General features: G+C 52.8%; 21 protein-coding genes and 3 tRNA genes. 10 read left to right on the top strand and 14 right to left on the bottom strand.

Translation table 11 applies throughout. The annotated features are described in order from the left end of the window. Positions 1-846: malate:quinone oxidoreductase (locus AC128V_RS00780; protein WP_482762776.1), on the top strand; the 846-nt coding region annotated here is incomplete at its 5' end. Positions 847-900: 54 nt separating this feature from the next. On the opposite strand, the gene AC128V_RS00775 is transcribed toward AC128V_RS00780, so the two are convergent. The 5 genes from AC128V_RS00775 to AC128V_RS00755 all read right to left on the bottom strand — a co-directional run bounded on the left by AC128V_RS00775 (position 901) and on the right by AC128V_RS00755 (position 4531). After that, a complete protein-coding gene (locus AC128V_RS00775) occupies positions 901-2847 on the bottom strand; it encodes a bifunctional metallophosphatase/5'-nucleotidase (RefSeq protein ID WP_482762775.1) in 1947 nt (648 codons plus the stop codon). 61 nt (positions 2848-2908) lie between these two features. Further along, positions 2909-2983 (bottom strand) — tRNA-Val (locus AC128V_RS00770). 14 nt (positions 2984-2997) lie between these two features. Then, positions 2998-3068: transfer RNA gene (locus tag AC128V_RS00765), tRNA-Cys, on the bottom strand. A gap of 21 nt (positions 3069-3089) precedes the next feature. Then, positions 3090-3162 (bottom strand) — tRNA-Gly (locus AC128V_RS00760). A gap of 112 nt (positions 3163-3274) precedes the next feature. Further along, positions 3275-4531 (bottom strand): ammonium transporter, encoded by a 1257-nt coding sequence (locus tag AC128V_RS00755; RefSeq protein ID WP_482762774.1) that lies wholly within the window; start codon positions 4529-4531, stop codon positions 3275-3277. A 123-nt stretch (positions 4532-4654) separates the two neighbouring features. Here AC128V_RS00755 and nhaA point away from each other — a divergent pair, with 123 nt between their 5' ends. Further along, positions 4655-5779, top strand: coding sequence for a Na+/H+ antiporter NhaA (gene nhaA, locus AC128V_RS00750; protein ID WP_482762773.1), 1125 nt, complete (start codon positions 4655-4657; stop codon positions 5777-5779). Here nhaA and zapE read toward each other — a convergent pair. Beyond that, positions 5773-6807 (bottom strand): cell division protein ZapE, encoded by a 1035-nt coding sequence (gene zapE / locus AC128V_RS00745; protein ID WP_482762772.1) that lies wholly within the window; start codon positions 6805-6807, stop codon positions 5773-5775. The two genes, nhaA and zapE, sit on opposite strands and share 7 nt — an antisense overlap. Positions 6808-6822: 15 nt before the next feature. Here zapE and AC128V_RS00740 point away from each other — a divergent pair, with 15 nt between their 5' ends. Genes AC128V_RS00740 through AC128V_RS00720 form a run of 5 tightly spaced genes read left to right on the top strand, consistent with a single transcriptional unit; the run spans position 6823 to position 10442 of the window. After that, positions 6823-7701 (top strand): sulfurtransferase, encoded by an 879-nt coding sequence (locus AC128V_RS00740; protein WP_482762771.1) that lies wholly within the window; start codon positions 6823-6825, stop codon positions 7699-7701. Then, on the top strand, positions 7698-8126 hold the full coding sequence (locus tag AC128V_RS00735; RefSeq protein WP_482762770.1) for a SufE family protein: 429 nt from the start codon (positions 7698-7700) through the stop codon (positions 8124-8126). The genes AC128V_RS00740 and AC128V_RS00735 overlap by 4 nt, the downstream gene beginning before the upstream one ends. Further along, positions 8110-8697 carry a hypothetical protein gene (locus AC128V_RS00730; RefSeq protein ID WP_482762769.1) on the top strand — a complete coding sequence of 196 codons (588 nt, stop codon included), beginning with the start codon at positions 8110-8112 and terminating at the stop codon, positions 8695-8697. Before AC128V_RS00735 ends, AC128V_RS00730 begins: the two co-directional genes overlap by 17 nt. 9 nt (positions 8698-8706) lie before the next feature. Next, complete coding sequence (locus tag AC128V_RS00725) at positions 8707-9267, top strand: DUF3000 family protein (protein WP_482762768.1); 561 nt, start codon at positions 8707-8709, stop codon at positions 9265-9267. Then, positions 9264-10442, top strand: coding sequence for an HRDC domain-containing protein (locus tag AC128V_RS00720; protein WP_482762767.1), 1179 nt, complete (start codon positions 9264-9266; stop codon positions 10440-10442). Before AC128V_RS00725 ends, AC128V_RS00720 begins: the two co-directional genes overlap by 4 nt. Here the strand turns inward: AC128V_RS00720 and dxs are convergent. The 5 genes from dxs to dut are packed head-to-tail and all read right to left on the bottom strand — an operon-like array spanning position 10387 to position 16714. Further along, positions 10387-12327: a 1-deoxy-D-xylulose-5-phosphate synthase gene (dxs, locus tag AC128V_RS00715; protein WP_482762766.1), complete on the bottom strand. Its 1941-nt coding sequence runs from the start codon at positions 12325-12327 to the stop codon at positions 10387-10389. The genes AC128V_RS00720 and dxs overlap by 56 nt on opposite strands. Positions 12328-12361: 34 nt before the next feature. Next, complete coding sequence (acnA, locus tag AC128V_RS00710; RefSeq protein ID WP_482762765.1) at positions 12362-15034, bottom strand: aconitate hydratase AcnA; 2673 nt, start codon at positions 15032-15034, stop codon at positions 12362-12364. Between the two features lie 32 nt (positions 15035-15066). After that, complete coding sequence (locus AC128V_RS00705) at positions 15067-15729, bottom strand: DUF3159 domain-containing protein (protein WP_482762764.1); 663 nt, start codon at positions 15727-15729, stop codon at positions 15067-15069. Beyond that, positions 15726-16265: a DUF3710 domain-containing protein gene (locus AC128V_RS00700; protein WP_482762763.1), complete on the bottom strand. Its 540-nt coding sequence runs from the start codon at positions 16263-16265 to the stop codon at positions 15726-15728. Before AC128V_RS00700 ends, AC128V_RS00705 begins: the two co-directional genes overlap by 4 nt. Positions 16266-16282: 17 nt before the next feature. Next, positions 16283-16714 (bottom strand): dUTP diphosphatase, encoded by a 432-nt coding sequence (gene dut / locus AC128V_RS00695; protein WP_482762762.1) that lies wholly within the window; start codon positions 16712-16714, stop codon positions 16283-16285. Between the two features lie 22 nt (positions 16715-16736). On the opposite strand from dut, the gene AC128V_RS00690 reads away from it, so the two are divergent. Beyond that, positions 16737-17195 (top strand): DUF3093 domain-containing protein, encoded by a 459-nt coding sequence (locus tag AC128V_RS00690; RefSeq protein ID WP_482762761.1) that lies wholly within the window; start codon positions 16737-16739, stop codon positions 17193-17195. On the opposite strand, the gene AC128V_RS00685 is transcribed toward AC128V_RS00690, so the two are convergent. Beyond that, positions 17151-17432, bottom strand: coding sequence for a DUF4193 family protein (locus AC128V_RS00685; RefSeq protein ID WP_482762760.1), 282 nt, complete (start codon positions 17430-17432; stop codon positions 17151-17153). The two genes, AC128V_RS00690 and AC128V_RS00685, sit on opposite strands and share 45 nt — an antisense overlap. A 162-nt stretch (positions 17433-17594) precedes the next feature. Between AC128V_RS00685 and sepH the strand changes: the two genes are divergently transcribed. Continuing rightward, the gene (gene sepH / locus AC128V_RS00680) at positions 17595-18335 is read left to right on the top strand and encodes a septation protein SepH (RefSeq protein WP_482762759.1); all 741 of its coding nucleotides are present in this window, start codon (positions 17595-17597) and stop codon (positions 18333-18335) included. Here sepH and AC128V_RS00675 read toward each other — a convergent pair. Then, on the bottom strand, positions 18315-19388 hold the full coding sequence (locus tag AC128V_RS00675; protein ID WP_482762758.1) for an alkaline phosphatase family protein: 1074 nt from the start codon (positions 19386-19388) through the stop codon (positions 18315-18317). The two genes, sepH and AC128V_RS00675, sit on opposite strands and share 21 nt — an antisense overlap. Before the next feature lie 76 nt (positions 19389-19464). Here AC128V_RS00675 and AC128V_RS00670 point away from each other — a divergent pair, with 76 nt between their 5' ends. Further along, positions 19465-21822, top strand: a complete 2358-nt coding sequence (locus AC128V_RS00670) for a DNA gyrase/topoisomerase IV subunit A (protein ID WP_482762757.1) — start codon at positions 19465-19467, stop codon at positions 21820-21822. Here AC128V_RS00670 and AC128V_RS00665 read toward each other — a convergent pair. Then, the gene (locus tag AC128V_RS00665; RefSeq protein ID WP_482762756.1) at positions 21819-23876 is read right to left on the bottom strand and encodes a DNA gyrase/topoisomerase IV subunit B; all 2058 of its coding nucleotides are present in this window, start codon (positions 23874-23876) and stop codon (positions 21819-21821) included. The two genes, AC128V_RS00670 and AC128V_RS00665, sit on opposite strands and share 4 nt — an antisense overlap. Positions 23877-23932 lie beyond the last annotated feature (56 nt).

Here is a 23932-nt window from a genome sequence, read left to right as displayed (position 1 = left end):
AACCTTTACCAATACCAAGATGGCTCATGGCAGCTCTCTCTTGGGGGCGAGAACTATCAGCGTTTTGTCCGCGCAGACAAAGTATTTGTTGGCGCAGGTGGCTGGGCGCTGAAGCTATTGCAGCGCGCCGGCATACCCGAGATTGATGGGTATGGCACATTCCCAGTGTCAGGGCATTTTCTTCGCACAGACAATCCCGAGATTGTCGCAAAGCACCAGGCCAAGGTTTACAGCCAGGCACAGGTAGGCGCTCCCCCAATGTCCGTTCCACACCTCGACACCAGGGTTGTGGATGGTAAGACTTCGCTGCTATTTGGCCCTTTTGCCGGCCTAAACCCTAAGTTCCTAAAGTTCGGTTCGATCTTGGACCTCCCGCTTTCACTCAGACCTAAAAACCTCATTCCATACCTCAGCGTTGCACTCAAGAATTTTGATCTTGTCACCTACCTCATCAAGGAAGTTACAAAGTCCCGAAACAAAAAAATAGAAGGCCTTCGCGAATTTGTACCGGGAGCTAAGGCTGAGGATTGGGTGCTTTACGAAGCTGGACAACGTGCTCAGGTGATAAAGCCTTCCAAAGGTGGCGGCACCTTGCAGTTCGGCACAGAGGTTATTGCAGCCAAGGACGGCACTATAGCCGGGCTGCTTGGGGCTTCCCCTGGCGCATCGGTTGCAGTCTCAGTAATGCTCGACGTAATCGAAAGAATGTATCCGCAGGAGTCGAGCGGCTGGTTTGAGGCTTTGAAGAAGGCGATTCCTGGATTAGGTAAAAAGCTAAATGCCGATCCCAAGCTAGCAAAGAAGATACTTGCTGACACCGCGAGGGTGCTAAAGCTAAAGGCCTAAGAATCAGTTAAATGCAAAGCGGGGGTGGTCACCCACCCCCCGCTTTGTCACTTACTACTTGATGATTGTGATTCGCCCGTCAGTCTTCATAACGGTGACCTTACCCGCGGCCATATCCGCGCGCAGAGCCTCCACCACGACATCTGCATCGCGATCGCGGATCTGTAGCTTCGGAACACTGAACTGCGTGTAGCCATCGCCACCGTAACCAAGGAAGTCCAGGGTTGCGATGGTGTAGACCGTGGAGTCCTTAGCAATGGCAGTGCCGTCTGTCAGGGTGACCTTGGTTACGCGCTCACCCTTTGGCTTGGTCACATCAGCGGTGAACTTCATACCGGCAACCTGCGGGAATCGTCCGTCGGTTGGGTAGTTGCTCACACCGTTCTCTAGCGCCGCCCACAACTGTGCTCCTGTGATGGTGGTGGTTGCGTAGTTGTTGCCGAACGGGTTCACGGTGTAGGCATCACCCAGAGTGACATCCCATGGCCCGATTACGCTCGCGCTTGATGTTGGACGACGAAGAGTGGTGTCAGCTGGCAGGTAGGTGGTAGCTGGGAATGTGTCGCGAATTCCGCCACCGTTTAGCAATACCAAATCGGTCTTGTACTTCGACTTCACATAGTCAGCAAGCCAAGTTCCGAACGCCTGCTCTCCGCTGCGCTCAACGGCGGGGCTTCCACCGCGAGCAGTGCGATCCGCAACTGTTCCAACCTTTACGTCCATCTTTGCAGTCAGCTGCGCCTTGTAGCCTGCAACCATTGCAGTCGCTGCTGCGTCACGCTGAACAATGAGTACCGATGCGCGGGTAACGAGTTCAACCGCAGAACCGATGACCTTGTTTGCCTTTGTGTCAACACAGAGCTGAGTTCTGGTGTATTCAGCGCCCGCATTCTTGGTCTGAGCCACAGTTACGCCGTTTACCACCGCGTTGTAGGTCAGGTGAGAGTGACCACCGTAGATTGCAGCCAGGCCCTTGAGCGACTTGGCATAGTCCACTAGCGGTCCAGTTGCCTTACCATCTTCGAACTGGCTGAATCCTTCGTGAATAAGTCCAACGACTACGTCAGCTCCGGCCTTCTTTGCAGCGTCGATGGCCGTTTGAATCTTGGCTGGAGAGGCTTGGATTTCAATCTCTTGGACTGTCCCACCAACGGTGAAGTTCAAGTTACCTGGGAACACCTGCTCTTTGGTCTGGGCGGTGTTGACGCCGATAAATCCAACCTTTACCCCGCCCTTGTTGACGATGGTGAAGCTCTTCGCGCTCTTTGCGGCTGTTGGCTTTAGGCCAGCTAGCGAGGAGTAATTGCTCGCAATCCACTGGAAGTTTGAATTGACCATCATCTTGCGAAGGTGCTCTAGGTTGCGGTCGTGCTCGTGGTTTCCAAACCCTGCAACATCAAGCTTCATTGCGTTTAGGGTTTCAATGGTTGGCAGTTCTTCAAACTGAGAAGAGATAGGAGGAGCTGCACCGAAGTTATCTCCAGAGGTCATCGCGATAGTCGCTGGAACTGAAATGCGCTCTAGGGCGAATTGACCCGCCAAGCCATCGGCTCCGAAAAGAGCAGATGTTCCCTCGAGAGCACCGTGGAAGTCAGAAAGCTGCAGGAGCTGAACTGATTTAAAATTACTCGAGGCCTTGGATTTTGGAGTCGCAGGAACTCCGAAGAAGTTAGAAGCTGATAGCCCGTACTCGTTCACGGCCTGAACCTTCACGTCGACATCAGTCATGGATAGCACCGGCATAACCGCTGAAGTCTTAGACGCTGGCACCATGATCGGGCAGGATCCAGGTCCACCACTGATGATGTAGTGGGAAACCTTTGGTAGTGCGGTAACTGGCTTCCACGACACCTTGACGCCTCCAACAGCTGGAACGACGTCAAGAACTTCTGGGGCAGTTGGGGAGGCGTAGGTGTTCGCCTGCGAAGGGGTCTGCGCCACTCCGAACGTCAGCGCTAACGCTGCAACGATGGTAAGTATTTTCAGGGATCTAGTCTTCATGCCTAGAAAATAAGCATTCCCAGTGAATTAAGCGTAAACAAAGAGGGAATGCCAAAAGAATTGGTGGGCGATACTGGGTTCGAACCAGTGACCTCTTCCGTGTCAGGGAAGCGCGCTACCACTGCGCCAATCGCCCGGGTTGTTGCTGAGAGGTGAAGACGGGATTCGAACCCGTGTACACGGCTTTGCAGGCCGCTGCCTCGCCTCTCGGCCACTTCACCGTCTGTACTTAGGTGCTAGAGAGCGGATGACGAGACTCGAACTCGCGACCCCAACCTTGGCAAGGTTGTGCGCTACCAACTGCGCTACATCCGCACGCTCTGTGAACAGAACTAGGAAATTATGACACAAAATCCCACTCGGTGTGAAATCCTCGCAACTTAGTTTCCAAGTCCTAGCTCTGCCCTAGAACGCTAAAACAGCTTGACTAACCCTTGTCCGATCCGAAGCTGTAGGCATATTCGCCGTGAACCACGTTGTCGATGCCGGCGATCTCATCCTCAGCCTTGACCCTGAACCCAATTGTCTTTTCGATGGCGTAACCGATTAACAGCGCCACAACGAAGCTGTAGACCAGAACCGCAATCGAACCAATGGCCTGGATTCCAAGCTGCTCCCAGCCGTATCCAAAAGCAAGTCCAACTCCGTTGCCAAAGACACCGATCCAAAGGGTTCCAATTAGGCCACCCACAAGGTGGATTCCCACAACGTCGAGAGAGTCATCGAACCCAAGGCTGAACTTTAGATCGATTGCCAAAGCACATAAAACGCCGGCTACCGCGCCAAGTGCAATTGCCCAGATCGGATCAACCGATGCACAAGCTGGAGTAATCGCCACCAGACCCGCGACAACACCAGAAGCAGCGCCGACGCTTGTTCCCTTGCCGTGCTTGATCTTCTCAATGGTGATCCATCCCAGCATCGCGGCAGCAGGTGCAGCAATTGTGTTGATGAAAGCTATGGTGGCAACTCCATCGGCTGCTAGCTCGCTACCAGCGTTGAAGCCAAACCAGCCAAACCATAGAAGAGCAGCACCAATAAGAGTCAATGGCACGTTGTGGGGTTGCATGATTCCCTTGGAGAAGCCAAAACGCTTTCCAAGCACGATCGCTAGAGCAAGTGCTGCTGCACCCGCATTGATGTGGACCGCCGTGCCTCCTGCAAAGTCAATTGCACCGAGCTTGTCGACAATCCATCCACCCTGGTCCGATGGGATGAAGTTGAAGACCCACCCGGCCACTGGAAAGTAAACCAGGGTCGCCCAGAGGCCTGCGAAGACCATCCAAGCGCCAAACTTCGCACGGTCAGCAACCGCGCCAGAGATTAGGGCTACCGCAATGATTGCGAATGTGGCCTGGAAGGAAACAAAAGCAAGTTCAGGGAATGCACCAACCGGGGCGGCCGCCTCTGCAACCTGAGCTGTGAGGCCGATTGCGTTGGTGTCAATTCCAATAATGTGAGGGATACCCACCCAGCCCGCATCGTCGATGTCAGCAAAGGTAATCGCGTAGCCGTAAAGCACCCAGAGCACAGCTACCAAGCCGAGCGAACCGAATGAAAGCATCATCATGCTCACAACGCTCTTAGCTTTTACCAGTCCTCCGTAGAAGAACGCCAAGCCCGGTGTCATCAACAACACAAATGCAGCTGAAAACAGGACGAAAGCAGTGTTTCCCTGATCCATAGTCTTACCCTCTCGTAAAGTTAGACGAGGTCAATCAAATGAGCTCGTTAGCACATTCTGACTAAGCGAGGTTTCGACTTTGTGCGTAGTTTTGTTACGGGCTTGTAAAAAGATGGAGGACCAATGAAGAGTGAGCGCTCTGCTGCACTGGTTCTGATGGCGGCTGCGATTGCCGGTCTTGTGCTTGCAAATTCACCATTGGGTGAGCAGCTTCTCAACTTCAAAAACCTTTACTTGGGAATCGAATCGCTGGGCATAAACCTGAGCATCGAACATTGGGTTAGCGATTTACTCCTTGCAACCTTCTTCCTCGTTGCAGGTCTTGAACTGAAGTACGAATTGCGAAGCGGTGTGCTATCAAAGCCATCTACAGCTTTGGTGCCGATCGTCGCTGCCCTCGGAGGAGTAATCGTCCCAGCGGTCATTTTCGCCCTGCTAAACACGGGAACCGACGGAATTAGAGGCTGGCCAATCCCTACCGCCACTGACATCGCTTTTGCTCTGGGTGTTCTTGCGATCTTTGGCAGAGGGCTACCTAAGCAGGCCCGCATCTTCCTGCTTGCCCTCGCAATTTTCGATGACTTGATAGCGATAGTGCTCATTGCGATCTTCTTCACTAGTGACCTCCAGGTCGGTTGGCTGTTACTTGCTTGTGCCGTAGCAGCCCTTCACGCCCTGGCTGAGCGATTCAAGCGTTTGCCAATGAATCTGGTTCGTGTGGTGAGCTTTTTGGTGCTGTGGTACCTCGTGCTGCAATCTGGAGTTCACCCAACAGTGGCCGGTGTGGCAATGGGCCTTCTGATTCCCGCGCGCAACGCCCATGGCCTTATTGCAAAAATGCAGCCATGGACTAACTCAGTGGTGCTTCCGTTATTCGCATTTTTTGCCGTTGCGATCTCGCTGCCTGAGTTCTCAGATCAGACCTCGAACGTTTTCCTAGGCGTACTAGTAGCGCTACCACTAGGCAAGATCATCGGAATAACACTTTTTGCTCTAATTGCAAACGCAATTGCAAGCAAGGAAGCTCGGTTGGAACTGGCGACGATGGACTTCCTAGCGCTGTCGGCACTAGCCGGTGTTGGCTTTACAGTATCGATGCTTATGGCCAAGCTCGCATTTGAGGATTATCCGGAGCTGGCGGCTGAGGCGACGCTGGCTGTGCTGCTGGGGTCTGTGATCTCTATGACGATTGGAGCTGCTGTAGCCCAATCAAGATCAAAGCACTACCGAAAGCTTCAGAATCAGTAGAGCTCACAGAGCGCTCCGATTCTGGAAACGGCCCTGAGGTACTTCTTCCGATATCCGCCAGAAATCATGGTGCTGGAGAAAACCTCGGTTGCTGATATATCTCCGGAGGTTCGAATTGGAATCTGCTGCTCGTAGAGCCGATCTACTAGCGACACAAGACGAAGCGCTGCAAGCTGGTCCTCTAGTTGGAAGACATCGTAAATCGCGAATGACCCAACATCAGAAATCAACCTTCTGAACTTTGTCGGGTGCAGTTGCCCAAGCAGGGTCAGTAACTCACTGAACTTCATGGCTGTTGGGTCAGGTTGATATCCGATCCAATCCTGAAGCTCTTTTATAGAGAGGTTGCGGGACTCTGCAGATGAGTCGCGGTGTCTGTAATCCTCGCCATCAACGCTGATGATTTCGAAACGCTCCCCTAGCCCTTGGATTTCCCTTTTGAAGTCCTCGGCAGCAAATCGACCTTGGCCAAGGGCGTTTGGAGGGGTGTTAGACGTTGCTGCAAACTTGACACCAACCGCTGAGAGTTCCTTGAGAAAGCGTGACATCAGCATGGTGTCACCGGGATCATCGAGCTCAAACTCATCTATGCAAATCAACCCAAACTTGGAGAACTCCTTCACGGCAGTTTGGAAGCCGATATAACCGACCAGGCTGGTGTACTCCAAGAAGCTACCAAATGCCTTGTGACCCTGAAATTCGTGCCAAATCGAGGCAAGTAAGTGCGTTTTACCGACACCAAAGCCGCCGTCCAGGTATATCCCTGGAGCAGTGGAGGTCTTTGCAAAGAGTTTGGCTCGTTTACCAGTTACGAATTGTTTAGAGATCTCAACAGCCTCTTGCTGGGATGGGAAATTCGCATCAGGGCGGTAACTTTCGAACCTCGCCTTGGCAAATTCTGGCGGAGGCAGAAGTTGTTTGATTAGTTCATTGGGTGATAAATCTGGGACAATTGAGGGAAGGGAATTAGCACCAGTTATGCGCTGTTCTAACAAATTGAATCCTCCCAGATTCGCCAGTTTAGACAATAGAGAAGGATCGTCATGTCAGAAACCTCGAGAATCTCCGGTTATGCCCACCCAGATGTTCTAGTTACAACCGAATGGTTGCAGCAGAATTCCGCGAGTGTGAAGATCGTTGAGTGTGATGAGGACGTCCTGCTCTACGAAGTTGGTCACATTCCAGGGGCTGTGAAGCTTGACTGGCACACAGAGCTAAACGACCAAGACAAGCGTGATTACCTCACCGGCTCTCAGTTTGCCGAGCTTATGAAGGCCAAGGGCATTGACCGCAAGGACACGATCGTGCTCTATGGAGACCGCTCGAACTGGTGGGCAACCTACGCGTTTTGGGTGATCAAGCTGTTTGGCCACGAGGACGTTCGAATTCTTAATGGTGGTCGCGCCAAGTGGATAGCCGAAGGCAGAGAGATCACCAAGGCCGTCCCAGCTCCAGCGGTTGTCAACTACCCAGTTATCGAACGTGACGACAAAACCATCCGTGCCTTCCGGAACGAAGTTCTCGAGCACATTGGCAAGCCATTGGTAGACGTGCGCTCCAGACCCGAGTACACCGGCGAGAGACTTCACATGCCTGACTATCCAAACGAGGGCGCTTCAAGAGGTGGCCACATTCCGACCGCAGCATCAATCCCTTGGTCCTCTGCGATTTTGGAAGACGAAACTTTCAAGGATGTTTCTGATCTGAGAAACATCTACTTCGATGCGACCGGCTTTGACCCAAGCGACGACTTTATTGCCTACTGCCGAATTGGTGAGCGCTCAAGCCACAGCTGGTTTGTGCTCAAGTACCTACTCGGCGTGAAGAATGTGCGCAACTACGACGGCTCGTGGACCGAGTGGGGCAACCTAGTCGGCGTTCCGATCGCCGTGGGAGAAGAGCCTGGAGTATTTGCCCGTTGAACTCCAACGCCCAAGCAGTAGTCGATGATTTCATCTTCTTAGAGGAGCGAGATCGGTTGCAGCTGCTTTTGGAGTTCAGTGAACAGCTTCCAGAATTAGATACTCGTTTCGGTGACAACCCTGAGCTACTAGAGCGAGTGGAAGAATGCCAATCACCGGTGTTCATAGCAGTTGAGGGTAACCTCGAGCGGGTTTCGCTTCACTTCTCCGCCCCAGAGGAAGCTCCGACAACTAGAGGCTTTGCCTCGGTACTCAGCTCAGCCCTGAATGGGCAGAGTGCCCAGGAAATCTTGGACCTTCCAGATGACTTCCCATCGATGCTTGGACTCGATCGACTGATTTCACCGCTACGAGTCAGAGGTATGCGTGGAATGCTCTCGAGGATCAAGCGCAAGACTCGAGAAATCGTTGCCCAAGGTAACTGACTCGATTGGGTTTTACCCGGTGGAGACCGATGAGTTCTTTGCTGAACTGGTATCGGGGTTACCGATCACTGCATCTTTAGTGGCCGATGAGAATGGCAATACTGTCTCCAGCGAGGGCAACTCATCCGGCCTAGGAAACTCAACCGATCTCTCCCTACTTGTAGCACTTAGAAGAAAGTCCCAGGTGATACTCACTACCGGCAAGACGCTTAGAAGTGATAGTTATAAGTTTCCAAAATACGCAGATCTTGCGGTTCTAACCAACCAAGAGCTGAAGCTCTCGGCTCCAGAAGGGCAAAAGCTGATCCTGTCGAATCTTGGCTACCATCAGACGCTCACAGACCTGAGGTTGAAGGGCTATAAACGAGTCCACGTTGAGTACGGGATTACCGGGATTAGCGCTCTTGTGAAGGCCAAAGCATTGGACGCGCTGTTGCTCAGTTCGCGAGAAAAGTCCGGAGTGCTAGCCCTGGCTAACGAGTTGAGTGTCAAACCACTTTTGCTTGCGCTAGAAGACCTTTACGTCGGGTTGGTGGCGTGGCAACCGGGCAGTAGTCAACTCGACAGATAAATTTGCGAAGTGGAAATCGACCTCACTTCTCTAAGCCCTACCTTTGCTGGCATGCTCGAGGGGTTTAGAAAGGTTGAATCCAGACCAGAAATTACCCTCAGCCAAATTCCCTCGCCGCAGGGTATTGCTCCCGAAGCGATCGCAATCGCCGCTGAGGTAAATCACGAAACATCCACCGACCACGGAATCTCACGTCTGGTCTTCTGCAGGGATTCCAGCAACCCTGAAGGCTGGAACTCAGAATTTAGAATCATTGGATACGCAAAGAGTCCCATCGAGCTAGAAATGGCCAAGGATGACTACCTTTCGGCACTGCCATGGGAATGGCTCAGAGACTCACTAACGCAAGCAGGTGCAAACTTTGCGCACGATGCCGGCACCACAACCACAGTTCTGTCAACTGGACACGGTTCGCTAATCGCTCAGCCCCAGCACGCCGAGCTAGAGATTAGAGCGTCATGGGCGCCGATGGACTTTGACCTAACAGCGCACCTAGAAGGCTGGGTCGAGCTACTGGCACTTATCTCTGGCCTTCCCCCTAAAGATTCCAAGGTAGTGAGACTTTCTTGAGGTTAGACAAGCCAAGGCTTCCAGTCCGCATCGTGGACAGCGCAGAAGAGCTTCAGATTCTGATCAACTCCCTTGAGGCGGTTGAACAGGTGGCAATCGACGCGGAGCGAGCGAGCGGTTTCCGCTACAGCCAAAAGGCATACCTGATTCAGATCGCGATTCGCGATCAAGGAATCTGGCTACTGGACCCGGTTTCCGATGTCGATCTCGCGGACCTAATCGCGCCACTGAATTCAAAGACATGGTTACTGCACGCAGCCACCCAGGACCTTCCTTGTCTGGCAGAACTTGGCTTTCACCCTTCCGCTCTTATCGACACCGAACTGACGGCGAGAATCGCCGGCCTGGAACGAGTAGGTCTCGGGTCCGTATGCGAGGTTCTGCTCGAAATCGAATTGGCCAAGGAACACTCAGCCGCTGACTGGTCACAACGACCACTCACCCAGGAAATGCTCGACTACGCAGCTTTAGATGTCGATGTGATGTTTGAACTCTGGGAAGCGCTGGAGAAGCTGATCGAGGAATATGGGAAATCCACCTGGCTGCAACAAGAGTTCACTCACCTACTAGATTTCAAACCAAAGCCCCCGCTTGAGGAGCCTTGGCGAGGATTACCTGGGTTGAGCCGAATAAAAGACCTTCCAAAGCTAAAGATCGCCGCAAGTCTGCATGCCGTGAGAGATGGCATTGCGATTGAGAAGGACATCGCTCCAGGACGATTAATTCCAGACCGATCGATCATGGCAGCTGTGAACCAAGCTCCCAAATCTCGAAGTGAACTGGCAAATAATAAGGAATTCCAGGGCCGGGCGTCTAGGACTCTGCTTTCGATTTGGTGGGACGCGATAGCTCAATCCCCCGGCTTGGAAATCTCAATTGAGCCAGTAGAAAAAGGCAATGGGATTCCAAACCACAAGAGTTGGGAGCGAAGATTCCCAGAGGCTCACCACCGTCTCGAAGTAGTTCGGCCAATGGTTTTGGAACTTGCTTCAGAGCTAAAGATTCCTGTTGAGAACCTGCTCACTCCCGACTACCTAAGAAGAGTTTGCTTCGAGCCTCAGGAAGACGTAGCTGCGCAGCTGAGTTCTTTTGGGGCGCGAGACTGGCAGATTGAGCTAGTTACGACAGTGATTCAGAAGGGTCTACTGCAGGCAGCCCAGCCTCAATCGGCCTAGCGTGTGGGACTTTCGAACCAACAACCTGCGCAACAATGTCACGAGCTATCGCCTTGGGGGTAAGCCCTAGACGTTCAAGGATTTCGTCACGCTCGGCATGCTCTAAGAACTCCGCAGGAATGCCCACCTCATTTAGACCGGTGTCGACACCGTGGGCGCGAAGCTCCTGTCTAAATCTTGAACCAAAGCCACCGACTCTGACGCCGTCCTCCAATGTGACAACAAGTCGGTGGGCTTGTGCCATCTGAACCAGTGACTGTTTTATTGGCAAGATCCATCTTGGGTCAACAACGGTGCAACCAATCCCCTGGGCTGCCAATAGTTCAGCCACTGCCAGGGCGGTCTGCGCGAAACTTCCAACGGTCACTAAAAGAACATCCTTGGCTGCTGCCTCAGCTAGCACGTCAGCTCCATCGGAGGTTTTGCGCAGTTCAGCAATCGCTCCCGGAACATTGCCCTTTGGGAAGCGAACAACTGTTGGGGCGTCCTCGACAGCACAGGCTTCGTTCAGCAGCTCTCTAAGGGTCTTCTCATCCCTGGGAGCAGCCAATTGAATGCCGGGCACTATCTGCAAGATTGAGAGGTCCCACATGCCGTGGTGGGAAGCGCCATCCGGGCCAGTAATTCCCGAGCGATCTAGAACGAAGGTGACACCGGCCTTGTGCAGTGCAACATCCATAAGAACCTGGTCAAACGCTCGGTTCAAGAAGGTGGCGTAAATCGCTACAACTGGGTGAAGACCGCCAAAAGCCATGCCAGCCGCCGCAGTTACAGCGTGCTGCTCCGCGATACCAACATCAAATACCCGATCTGGAAAGCGGTCTGCAAACTTATCAAGACCCACCGGTATCAACATTGCACCGGTGATACCGACCAATCGAGGGTTGACCTCCGCTATCGAGGTCACCTCATCGGCGAAGACCGATGTCCAGCTAGTTCCGTTTGAGGCCTTTAGTGCTAGACCGGTCTCTGGGTTGATTTTTCCAACCGCGTGGAACTGGTCGGCGAGATCTGAAATGGCGGGATCGTAGCCCTTACCTTTTTGGGTTATCGCGTGAACGATTACCGGGGCGCCATAGTCTTTTGCCTGTCGAAGCGCAGTCTCCATGTCCTGGAGATTGTGACCATCAATTGGACCGATGTACTTGATGTCGAGGTTTGGGAAAATTCCCTTTGCTTGGCTGTCAACCGCAAAGGATTGACCGGCGGCGTGAACAGAATCAAATACCACTCGACCAAGCGATCCCATCTTGTAGAAAATCCGCTTGGAAAGTGAATAGCTCTTGCGATACCAGGACTCGGTGCGAATTGCATTCAAAGTCTTAGCTAAGCCACCAATGGTCGGAGCATAGGAGCGCCCGTTGTCGTTCACCACGATTACCAAATTGCGGTCATTGTCGTCGGTGATGTTATTCAGTGCTTCCCATGCCATTCCTCCGGTTAGCGCGCCATCGCCGATGACTGCAACAACGTGGCGGTCCTTCTGATCAGTTGCCTTGAAGGCGCGGGAGATTCCATCCGCCCAAGAAAGTGAGCTGGAAGCGTGTGAGGACTCAACAATGTCGTGGACAGACTCATTACGTTGCGGATAACCAGCAATTCCGTCCTTCTGACGAAGGCTGGATAGATCTCTTCTGCCGGTTAGCAGTTTGTGAACATAAGACTGGTGTCCAGTGTCAAATACGATTGCATCCTTAGGAGAATCAAAGATTCGGTGAATTGCAACGGTTGTCTCAACCACACCGAGGTTTGGGCCTAGGTGACCTCCGGTCTTTGAGACGGACTCAACCAAATAGGCACGAATTTCAGCGCAGAGTTGCTGGAGTTCTTCCTTGGATAATCCATCCAAGTCTCTCGGCTGTGAGATTCGCTCTAGTTGCGTCATGTGAGTAATAACCAGCTAAGTGGCCTAAGCCTTCCTAGGCAACCAAGCTTCTTAAGACATACTGCAAGATTCCACCGTTGCGATAGTAATCCGCTTCTCCCGGTGTATCGATTCTTACAACTGCTTCAAACTCAACGGTTGCCTTGCCGGCTGCCGAGTGAGCTGATGGCTTTGCGGTTACGCGCACTGTCTTTGGAGTCGTGCCGTGGTTGAGGACTTGAATTCCCTCGAAGCTGAATTCCTCAGTGCCATCTAAACCTAGAGAATCTGCTGTTTCGCCCTTTGGGTACTGAAGCGGCAAGACACCCATACCAATTAGGTTGCTGCGGTGAATGCGCTCGAAGCTCTCAGCAATAACAACGCGAATACCCAGCAAGCTGGTGCCCTTTGCCGCCCAGTCACGAGATGATCCAGAGCCGTATTCTTTGCCCGCTAGTGCGACCAGTGGAGTCCCCTGCTCGCGGTAGTTCTCAGCCGCGTCAAAGATGAATGCCTGAGGGGCGTCACCCTGAGTGAAGTCGCGCGTGTAACTTCCCTCAACATCAGTGAGCAGCTGATTGCGAAGGCGGATGTTTGCGAAAGTACCGCGAATCATCACCTCGTGGTTACCACGGCGTGAGCCATAGCTGTTGAAGTCAACCCTTGCAACGCCGTGCTCGGTTAGGTAGCGACCAGCTGGTGAATCAGCCTTGATCGAACCAGCAGGAGAGATGTGGTCGGTGGTTACTGAGTCCCCAAGCTTGACCAGCACCCTGGCACCTGAAACATCGGTAACCGGCGAAGGCTTTAGCTGCATGTCATCGAAGTATGGAGCCTTCTTGACATAGGTCGACTTCTCATCCCACTCAAAGATTGCACCCTTCGGGGTTGGGAGCGACTTCCAGTGGGCGTCACCTTCAAAAACCGACGCGTACTGAGTGGTAAACATCTCGGAGTTGATCGATGAATCGATGGTCCGCTGAACCTCTTCAGGTGTAGGCCAGATATCAGCCAGGAAGACATCGTTACCGGAAGTGTCTTGACCCAATGCTTGAGTATCAAAATCAAAGTCCATGGTTCCGGCCAAGGCGTATGCAATAACCAGCGGAGGTGAAGCGAGGTAATTCATCTTCACGTCTGGGTTGATGCGACCTTCGAAGTTGCGGTTTCCAGAAAGCACGGCGGTAACCGCTAGGTCGTTCTGGTTAATCGCCTCGGAGATTTCCTCTGCTAGTGGTCCTGAGTTTCCAATACACGTCGTGCAGCCATAGCCAACCAAGTTGAACCCGAGAGCGTTTAGGTCGTCGGTTAGCCCAGCCTTCTCGTAGTACTCAGTAACCACTTTGGAGCCTGGAGCTAGTGAGGTTTTGACCCATGGCTTGGCCTTCAGACCCTTAGCGACGGCGTTTCGAGCAACTAGACCTGCGGCCAGCATCACAGATGGGTTCGAGGTGTTCGTGCAGGAGGTAATCGAAGCGATAGTCACAGCACCGTTGTCGATTTGGTAATCCTGGCCACGGACGCTCGAAGGCTTTGACTTCACATCTGAATAGGTCTTGATGGCGGTATCGAAAGCGGTCTTGGACTTACTTAGCTCAATGCGGTCCTGAGGGCGCTTTGGGCCAGCGATGCTCGGCACCACGGTTGAAAGGTCGAGCTCGAGGTACTCGCTGAAGACCGGCTCGATGCTTGGGTCGTGCCACAATCCCTGCGCCTTGGAGTAAGCCTCAACCAAAGCAATCTCGTGCTCGGTGCGACCGGTGATCCTTAGGTAATCCAAGGTCACTTCGTCAATTGGGAAGATTGCAACAGTCGATCCAAATTCTGGAGACATGTTTCCAATGGTTGCTCGGTTTGCCAAAGGCACCTTTGACACACCAGAGCCATAGAACTCTACGAACTTGCCAACTACGCCATGCTTGCGCAGAACCTCGGTGATGGTAAGCACAACGTCAGTTGCGGTAGCTCCGGTAGGAATCTGTCCGGTGAGCTTAAAGCCAACCACCTTTGGGATAAGCATCGACACCGGCTGGCCCAGCATTGCTGCCTCGGCTTCGATACCGCCAACGCCCCAACCGAGAACACCCAAACCATTCACCATGGTGGTGTGAGAGTCGGTGCCGACACAGGAGTCTGGGTAAGCAACCAATTCGCCGTCAACCTCGCGAGTCATAACAGTGCGCGCTAGGTACTCGATGTTTACCTGGTGCACAATTCCGGTTCCAGGAGGAACCACCTTGAAGTTATCGAATGCGGTCTGGCCCCAGCGCAGGAACTGGTAGCGCTCTGCATTGCGTTGGTACTCAAACTCAACGTTGCGCTCCGCTGCGTCAGCGGTTCCCGCGACATCAATTACGACCGAGTGGTCGATGACCATTTCGGCAGGAGCAAGCGGATTGATTTTCTGAGGATCGCCGCCGAGGGCAACAACTGCCTCACGCATGGTTGCTAGGTCGACGATGCAAGGTACGCCGGTGAAGTCCTGCATGATGACGCGGGCAGGTGAGAACTGAATCTCAGTGTCCGGTTCTGCGGTTGGATCCCAATTCACCAAAGCATTCACGTGATCGCGGGTAACGTTCGCGCCATCCTCAGTGCGAAGCATATTCTCCAAGAGAATTTTGAGGCTGTAGGGAAGCTTTTCAACACCAAGTTCAGGCATGGAGAAGTACTTGTAGCTCTTTTCGCCAACCGAAAGATGCTTAGCGGAATTGAAGCTGTTGCTCATGTCTGAATCTCCTGATGTTTTCCTTGACTAATTTACTGCTTTTCTAGGGTGTTGAGGCGCTTAAGCATCACCCAGGTGAGCACCAACAGACCCGCGTACGCTGGCGCGCCGAGCACGACCTTTGATGCGGCAAGTAGCTCTACTTGCGCGGAGAAATAAAGCGGCAACTGAACCAGGAGCCGCAGCCCAAAAAAGCCAACCCACACAAGGGTCACAAGCCGCGCCCTGCGATAAACAATCCTGTTCTTACGCCAGTTCTCGAAACCAAACAATAACTGGGCAACAAATCCCATGATTGGGAAACGAATAAGCACCGACAGCAATAAGACCGACCCGTATGCAGCGTTGGTAATAAAACCTGGCACGAAGTAATCCTGGGCGTTTCCGCCATCACGAAGGGCTAAGAAGGCCGCCAGGGCTATAGCGAGAGCTCCGGCAACGGCCTGGGTCACCGGCTGTTTTCTGAAAATCCTGATGAGGACGAACAGCAGAGCCAGTGCACTTGCAACACAAACGCTTGCCAGAGCGGATTTGGTAACTGCAAACACAACTGAGAAGGAAAAGGCCGGCGCAATCGACTCGGCGATTCCTAACGGGCCACCAATGGCACCCAAAAGCGACTGTCGCGAAATGCTGGGGCCGTTCTCACCTTGAGAGACGCCCAGCTTTTTTGCTATGCGTTCGGAATCACTCACTGCTGCACCGGGATGCTAAGCGGCAATAGATCGCCGGGAGGTAGTGGTGTCTCCCCCCTAGACACACAAACCGATCTGAATAGATCAACAAGAGATTGATATCTCGGTGGATGCGAAAGGTCAGTACCGCTCAGAACTCCGCGCAGAAACCAGCGCGGACCATCCACACCCAAGAATCTGGTCTCACGGAGCAGGCGCAGGCCATCCTCCACGACGGGAACACCGGCCTTGAGCTCAGGACCGAGGGCTCCATCAATGCGCTCTACCGAACCACCCTGATCTAAAACCGCGCTCTCGATGGCAGCCATAGTGGGTTCCCAAAGACCATCAATCTTGCTGGCAGCAAAAGCTTGCAGCTGCAGCTTGTGGCCATCCTCTTCCAAGGTAATTGCCACGACGCGATTATTTACTTCATCGACATCAGCGCGGACAATCAAGCCAGGTTTTGGCGCGATCCGAATCGAATCGAAGTCCAGGTAAGGAGTTAGTAGGCCAATCTCAGAGATGTCAAACGGCCCGTTTGATTCTCGATCCAATGGTGCAATCTTTGGCACTAGTTCTTACCGCTCGATCCAAAACCGGTTTCTCCACGAGTACTCTCGGGGAGCTCAGTGACGGCAACGAAGGTTGCATGCTCAACTTTTTGGAACACCAACTGGGCAATCCTGTCACCAACGGCAATTGGGAAGTCTTCTGCTGAGGTGTTCAAAAGGGTAACCATTATTTCCCCTCGGTAGCCTGCGTCAACAGTCCCGGGAGTATTCAAGACAGTAATTCCGTGTTTTGCTGCCAGGCCAGATCTTGGGTGCACTAAACCAACATAGCCATCAGGCATGGCGATTCGGATACCGGTTTTCACCAGCGCGCGCTGACCTGCGGCAAGCACAAGTTCATGGGTTGAGCGCAGATCGCAACCGGCATCGCCAGGTTTTGCGTAAAAAGGCTCGAACCCAGGCTCGGCAATTATCAGGACTTCGAAACTCACCCCTAGAGCGTAATCTATTCAGGTGCAAACGCTGCAATTTGAAGAACGCCTATACCCATCGGTCGGGATGTATTTGGCATATTCGCTACTAACACCGATGGTTGCCCTAGTTGCTGCTCCCTTTGGTTGGTCCCTGGCAATAACTCTTGGAGCCATAACCTTTGTGACAAGTCTGGTATTGGCATCGGTGCTAAGCCCGCTGATAGTTGTTGATGGAGTTCGGTTGATTGCCGGAAAAATGTCAATCCCGCTATCAGCAATCGGCGAAATTGTCGAGGTGCCAACCAAGGATCTAAGAAATGAGCTTGGCCCGTCACTTGACGCGAGGGCTCAGCTGCTAGTTCGCGGAGATATCAAGACTGCGGTCAAAGTGGAGATAACGGATGCCGATGATCGAACTCCCTACCTGGTGATAAGCACCAGAAGATCGGGTGAGTTAGTAAGCGCACTCCGAGCAAATAAGTCCAAGCTTGGTCTTTGAGGCCTTTTGTGACTGCGGCTTCACCAAGAAGCAGTTCATGCAGGTGAACTCGTTCTCCTGCTGAGGCAAAATCAATACCTCAAGCTCTTCGTTTACGACATCTGGAATGCTGAATGAGTCGACATTGTCAACATCATCCTCGGAAATTGAAGGCTTTGATGGGATGCGCTCTTTGATGGCGTCAATGGACTCGGTGTCGTCATCATTTTTACGCTGAGCATCGTAATCTGTTGCCATGTGCGCCGCCTCTCTACTTCTACTTCGGCGTGAAGCTTGCCCTAGAAGTCATAGATTTGCAAATAAGGCTCGCCGTTAGCGAAAAGACTTAATCAACTCACCGAGGAAATAGAGGCCAAAAAGCCACGGCTTTGCCAAACTCTTGGCTAAGGAGCGTAAATCATGGAGCTAAAGTTCGTGTCTCGCGAAGGTGATTACCTGGTGTTTGAAACGTCAGATGGCATTCGCGCTCAAGCCCTTATGGATGATCAGGTTCGCGACGCAATCCGCAAGGTTCAGCAGACCGAGAACCCTACGTTTACACCGAGAGAAGTCCAACAGCTAGTTAGGGCTGGGTTTTCTCTCTCCGAGGTAGCAGCCAAGCTTGGCGCACCGGAGTCAGCCGTAGAACCCTTTGCGCTTCCGATACTCGACGAAATCCGATACGTACTGGACGCCGCTCTAAACACAACTTTGCCTGATGGTCCAACCATGAAGCGCTTCGAAGACATGGTGCTTGCAGGAGACCCAAGTGCAACCTTCAAGGCCATTAAGTCAGAACTTGGTTGGGAAATTATTGCAAAGGGAGTCGGCACGTATAACTGGCTCTTCGACCCTCGCTCCAGAGTGATCGAGCCAAATGGCGAAAGTGCGCGAAAGATTAGCAAGGCCGGAAGCATTCGCGATTCAATCTTCGAAGCTCCTTTAAGGGAAGAGGCTCCGGAACCGGTGCAAGCTATTGAGCCGGCGGAAGCAAATGAACCTGAGGGGGCTTCTGTCCACGACCTGGTTCAGGAACTCAGAGCTCGACGCCAACAGAATGCAGCAGAACTCAAGCCTCACTCGGCAAAGGGGCGAGCTGCCCTTCCGAGCTGGGATGAGATTGTGCTCGGAACTGGATCGCTAGACTCCGACGCGGATTAGCGGAATCCTCAGCTCGTTCGAACTGAGTCCGCCATGATGGGCAATCATTTCAATGCTTCGCTTTTTGGAGTAAACACTGTGAAACAGCGTAAAGTTTGATCGCGCTAGGAGCATCAGCTCGGGGAGCCTTTGGCTAGCTAGCTCACCAACCGGACCAAACCAATTGGCAGCAATTGCATCCTTCGTCAAGACAGCTTGATAGAGCGAACTCTGGGGTTCAAGTCTTTGCTGGAGATCCTTGGCTAACGACGCGTCCTTTAGATAGAGGTAGCCAACGCGAGTGTCGCCACCAAACCACTCCAGTAGTCCACCCTGTTCGACGGCATCGTCTATCACTAGGTGTTGATCCAGTTCAGAATCGATCATCCCGTGATCGGCAGTTACCACCAGGGCACAGTCTTTCGGAAGCGTCGCGGCGAACTTGGAAAGCAGTCCATCAAGCTCTTCCAGCAGGTTCGCCCAACCAGGCGATTGCCAACCGTAACGGTGACCGTATTTATCCAACTCTGGAATGTATAGGTAGGTGATCGATTCACCTGGCGAGTTAAGGATGTTTCGAGCGGCATCAAAGCGATCAACCATTGACTCGGCCGCAACGTACTCTGCCTTTCGCATGGTCGCCAAGGTATAGCCAGTGTTTCGATATTCTTCATGGCCAATGACATGGCAACCTACGCCAGATGCAAATGCCATTTCACTCACGGTTTGGTTTGGCTGCCAGACGATCGGATCCGTCCGCTCGTTCCAGCCGGTAAGAAGGTTGATTTTCTCGTCAAAAACCCGGTCGAAAACTTGGTGACCGATAAGCCCATGCTCCCCCGGTGTTAGCCCGGTAGCAAAGGAGGCGATATTTGCGCTGGTGGTGGATGGGAATCCAGCGTGAGAAACAGCACCGGCTTTCACATGTGCGCTAAGCCAAGGAGCGTGTCCGGATCTTTGAAGGATGTTCTCGGCACCCAGTCCATCAACTAAAACACAGACGATTCGCTTTGAGCTTCTAAAGCTGAGAGGGTTGGGCTTGCGCTGCACAGCGAGCAGGCCGGAGGAAAACACGTGCCGCAGCTTCCCTAGGGCTTTAGGAACAACAGGTAGAGTCGAGGGCACACTCAAGTTTGACACATCAGGGACCATGACCAATCCAGAAGAACGCATTGTTGACATTGATGTCGCAAAAGAAATGCGCGAGAGCTTCCTGGAATACTCCTATTCGGTCATCTATTCCAGAGCACTGCCAGATGCTAGAGACGGGCTAAAGCCGGTTCAGCGTCGCATTGTTTACCAAATGGGAGAGATGGGGCTTCGACCTGACAAAGGTCACGTCAAATCAGCTCGAGTGACCGGTGAGGTGATGGGAAAACTCCACCCACACGGTGATAGCGCTATTTATGACGCACTGGTTCGAATGGCTCAACCTTTTAGCCTGCGCATTCCTTTAATTGACGGTCACGGCAACTTTGGTTCACTAGATGACGGACCTGCGGCAGCCAGATACACAGAAGCTCGACTGGCACCGGCAGCGCTACTGCTGAATGAATCACTTGACGAGGACGTAGTTGACTTCCAGCCAAACTATGACGCACAGCTCAGTGAACCAGAGGTATTGCCAGCAGCTTTCCCGAACCTTTTAGTAAATGGAGCAGCCGGTATTGCAGTTGGAATGGCAACCAATATGGCGCCGCATAACCTCCGCGAGGTCATTAGCGCTCTAGTTCTGCTGATTGATAAACCTGATGCGGACCTTTCAGAAGTCATGCAGCTATTGCCAGGCCCAGACTTCCCTACCGGCGGCGTGGCCTTGATCGCCGAAGGCCTTTTGGAGGCGTACAGCCAGGGTAAGGGCACGATAAAAGTTCGAGCCAAGGTTGCGGTTGAAACCGTTGGTCCTCGCCGAACCGGGCTTGTGGTCACTGAGCTCCCCTATCTTGTAGGACCTGAACGCGTGGTGGACAAGATTCGCGATGCTGTGAACTCAAAGAAACTCGAAGGTATCCACAATGTGGTTGACCTTACGGACCGTGAGAATGGCCTGAGGCTGGTCATTGAGCTGAAGACTGGATTCGATCCCGACTCAGTTCTTGAGGCCTTGTACAGGTTCACTCCATTGGAGGAAACCTTCGGCATCAACAACATTGCCCTTGTCGCGGGCCGCCCACAGCAGTTAGGTGTGATCGAACTGCTTCAGGTTTACCTTGGGCACCGCATGGAAGTTGTCCGCCGCAGATCAACTAACCGCCTGGATCGAAGAAATGCCAGACTGCACCTTCTTGAAGGACTTCAGGTTGCGGTTCTCAACATCGATGAAATCATCGAGGTGATTCGCACCAGTGACACCGCCGATGGTGCCCGTGCGCGACTAATGCAGGTTTTTGACCTCAGTGAACTGCAGGCTGAACACATTCTCGAGCTGAGACTTCGCCGACTAACTAGATTCAGCGTTATTGAACTTGAGACAGAGGCTGACCAACTCCGCAAAGAGATCGAGGCCCTGCAAGCCCTGCTTAGCTCTGAGACAAGAATCAAGCAGCAGATTCGCAAAGAACTTGAAGAAGTTTCGGAAAAGTATGGCGACGCTCGGCGCACGCAGTTGATAGATGCGTCTGGCATGGTCGTTGTCAGAAAGGCTCCGGTTGCAACTCAGCTAGAAGATGAGCCAACCTTCGTCTGCGTAACCGCAAGTGGAAAGCTTTTTAGAACCAACACTCCCCCGGTTGACACCATTGAGGCAAGATTGCGAGTCATTGCCACCAGTACTCGCTCTGATATTGGACTTGTCACCAGCGATGGCGTGGCCCATGCCGTCCACGTTTCCGACCTGCCGATTACTACCGCAGGTCTAACGCCCCAACTTCCGACGCCAGAATCGATTATCGGGGTCTCGAACACCCGAGTTGTTGGAGTCATAAGTTGGCGCGAAGAAGCAACCTATGCCCTTGGCACTTCACAAGGAACCGTAAAGCGATTTAGTGGGCCGCTTCCTGAAAAGCAGGAGGTTTCACTTATTACCCTCAAAGAAATGGACGAGGTGATTGGCGTCGCCGTTTCAGGCGAGGACTCTGAGCTGGTCTTTATAACCAGTGAAGCAAACCTGTTGGCCTTCCCAGCTTCTAGCGTTAGACCGCAGGGCCTACCAGCAGCAGGTATGGCGGGAATGAACATTCCAAGCGCCAGAGCAATCTACTTCGGAGTAGCAAGCCAGGATTCAGTCGTTGTCACCGTTTCAAATTCATCAATGGCACTTGGCGGAACAGACGCCGGCTCGGTCAAACTAACGCAACTAGCCGCATACCCGCGCAAGGGAAGAGGAGCGATGGGTGTTCGATGCCATAAGTTCCTGAAAGGTGAAGACCAGCTCTACTTCGCATGTCTGGCGCAAGAAAGTCCAATACTTCTTGACTTGGACGAGAAGCCAATTGCGGCTCCGGCTGTTGATCAAAGAAGAGATGGCTCGGGAACAGCAGCTGCTGACTACGTTGACAGCGCCTTCTAGGCGTCAATCTTTTCGCGGTCAAAGCTATCCGCAGAGTCAACTATGAAGTCTCTGCGAGGTGCAACATCGTTGCCCATCAAAAGCTCGAAAATCTCATCCGCGGCCTGCGCGTCTTTAGCGGTGATACGTCTCAGCATTCGGTTATCAGGACTCATGGTCGTTTCCGCTAGCTGGTCGGCATCCATCTCGCCAAGGCCCTTGTAGCGCTGAATTGGATTCTGGTAAGTCTTTCCGGACTTCTCAAGTTTTGCCAAAAGGTCGTGGAGCTCTTGCTGGCTGTAGGTGTAAATCGGCTCTTTTGAGCGACCGGATTGAACCATGACTCGGTGCAGCGGTGGAACTGCCGCATAGACTCTGCCGGCCTCAACCAAAGGCCTCATGTAACGGAAGAACAGAGTGAGAAGAAGCGTGCGAATGTGTGCGCCATCGACATCTGCATCGCTCATCAAAATGATCTTTTCGTATCGCACAGACTCTAAGTCGAAAGTCCTGCCCGACCCACCACCAATGACCTGAATTATCGAAGCACACTCGGTGTTTGAGAGCATGTCCGCAATCGAGGCCTTTTGAACGTTGAGAATTTTGCCTCTGATTGGCAATAGCGCTTGGAACTTTGAGTCCCTGGCAAGCTTCGCCGTTCCCAGAGCGCTGTCGCCCTCAACGATAAAGAGCTCAGACCCTGCGGTGGCATCGGCTCGACAGTCCACCAACTTGGTTGGTAGCGAAGAAGATTCGAGGGCATTCTTTCGGCGCTGCGTGTCTTTGACCGATCTCGCACTTATGCGAGCCTTGGCCTCGTTGACGATCTTTTCAAGAAGGTTGTCAACCTCTTGCTTGGTGCCCCGGACTGTGCCGGCAAGGTAATTATCAAGCCAGGCTCCGAGTCCGTTAGCGACAATCGCCTTGACTGCTGGGGTTCCTAGGGTTTCTTTGGTTTGTCCTTCAAACTGAGGCTCGGGAAGGCTCACAGTCAGCACCGCCGTAAGTCCCGCATAAAGGTCTTCGCGCTCAATCTTGAGACCGGTCGCCTTTAGTTTTCGGGAGTTGGCGTCAATTACTGCTCGGAAGGACTTCATAAGGGCCTGCTCGAAGCCAGCCTGGTGGCTTCCACCCTTCGGAGTTGAAATGATGTTCACAAAACTGCGAAGTTCAGTGTCGAAACCATTTCCCCAACGAAGCGCGATATCAACCGAGCACTCCCGTTCGACCTCTTTAGAGATCATCGCTGCATTCGTATCATCTAAGACCGGAACGGTTTCCACAAACGAAGATTTGAACTGGATGCGCTTGGTAGGCATGACAGCGATGTCCTTGGCTAAATGCTCTGCGTACTCCGCTATGCCACCCTCGAACTTATAGTCCAGCTTGGAATTGGTGGAGTGCTCATGGGCTTGCAATCGAAGACCTGGCACCAGAAATGCCGTCTGGCGAAGTCGATTTGCCAGATCCTCCAGCGAGAAGGCGGCTGATGCCTCAAAGATTTGGCGGTCTGGCCAGTACCTAACCCTCGTGCCGGTAACGCCTTTGGCCACTTTTCCGAAAGTTCTTAGTTCACTACCGTCGATAAAAGGCTCAAACTTCGCCTCTGGACCTTCTCCCGAAAACTTTCCCGGTTCGCCGCGCTTGAAAGACATCGCATAGGTCTGGCCATTCCTATCGACCTCAACATCCAAACGTGAGGAAAGCGCGTTTACAACGGAGGCACCGACACCATGCAGTCCACCAGACGCCGCGTACGAACCGCCGCCAAATTTTCCGCCGGCGTGCAGTTTTGTGTAGACGACCTCGACACCACTGAGGCCAGTTCTGGGCTCAATGTCTACCGGAACACCGCGACCTTTATCCCGCACCTCGATAGAACCGTCTTCAAAAATTTCTACATCGATCAAATTTCCGTGCCCAGCAAGCGCTTCGTCCACTGAGTTATCAATGATTTCCCATAGGCAGTGCATGAGGCCACGGGCATCGGTCGAACCGATATACATACCAGGACGTTTGCGAACCGCCTCCAAGCCCTCAAGGACCGAGAGGTGTCTAGCTGAATAGGTTTCCACTTGGAGAATCTAACCTCAGGCACCATGAATTAACATTTGCCACTTCGCAGTTAGCG

Source organism: Aquiluna sp., from assembly GCF_965064355.1.
This window is presented reverse-complemented; position numbering and strand designations above follow the sequence as displayed.

Coding starts and splice junctions, on each gene's coding strand:
- AC128V_RS00685 (WP_482762760.1), bottom strand. CDS start 17,432: ATGGCAACAGATTACGATGCTCAGCGTAAAAATGATGACGACACCGAG.
- AC128V_RS00755 (WP_482762774.1), bottom strand. CDS start 4,531: ATGGATCAGGGAAACACTGCTTTCGTCCTGTTTTCAGCTGCATTTGTG.
- AC128V_RS00775 (WP_482762775.1), bottom strand. CDS start 2,847: ATGAAGACTAGATCCCTGAAAATACTTACCATCGTTGCAGCGTTAGCG.
- dxs (WP_482762766.1), bottom strand. CDS start 12,327: ATGACGCAACTAGAGCGAATCTCACAGCCGAGAGACTTGGATGGATTA.
- acnA (WP_482762765.1), bottom strand. CDS start 15,034: ATGAGCAACAGCTTCAATTCCGCTAAGCATCTTTCGGTTGGCGAAAAG.
- sepH (WP_482762759.1), top strand. CDS start 17,595: ATGGAGCTAAAGTTCGTGTCTCGCGAAGGTGATTACCTGGTGTTTGAA.
- AC128V_RS00740 (WP_482762771.1), top strand. CDS start 6,823: ATGTCAGAAACCTCGAGAATCTCCGGTTATGCCCACCCAGATGTTCTA.
- AC128V_RS00670 (WP_482762757.1), top strand. CDS start 19,465: ATGACCAATCCAGAAGAACGCATTGTTGACATTGATGTCGCAAAAGAA.
- nhaA (WP_482762773.1), top strand. CDS start 4,655: ATGAAGAGTGAGCGCTCTGCTGCACTGGTTCTGATGGCGGCTGCGATT.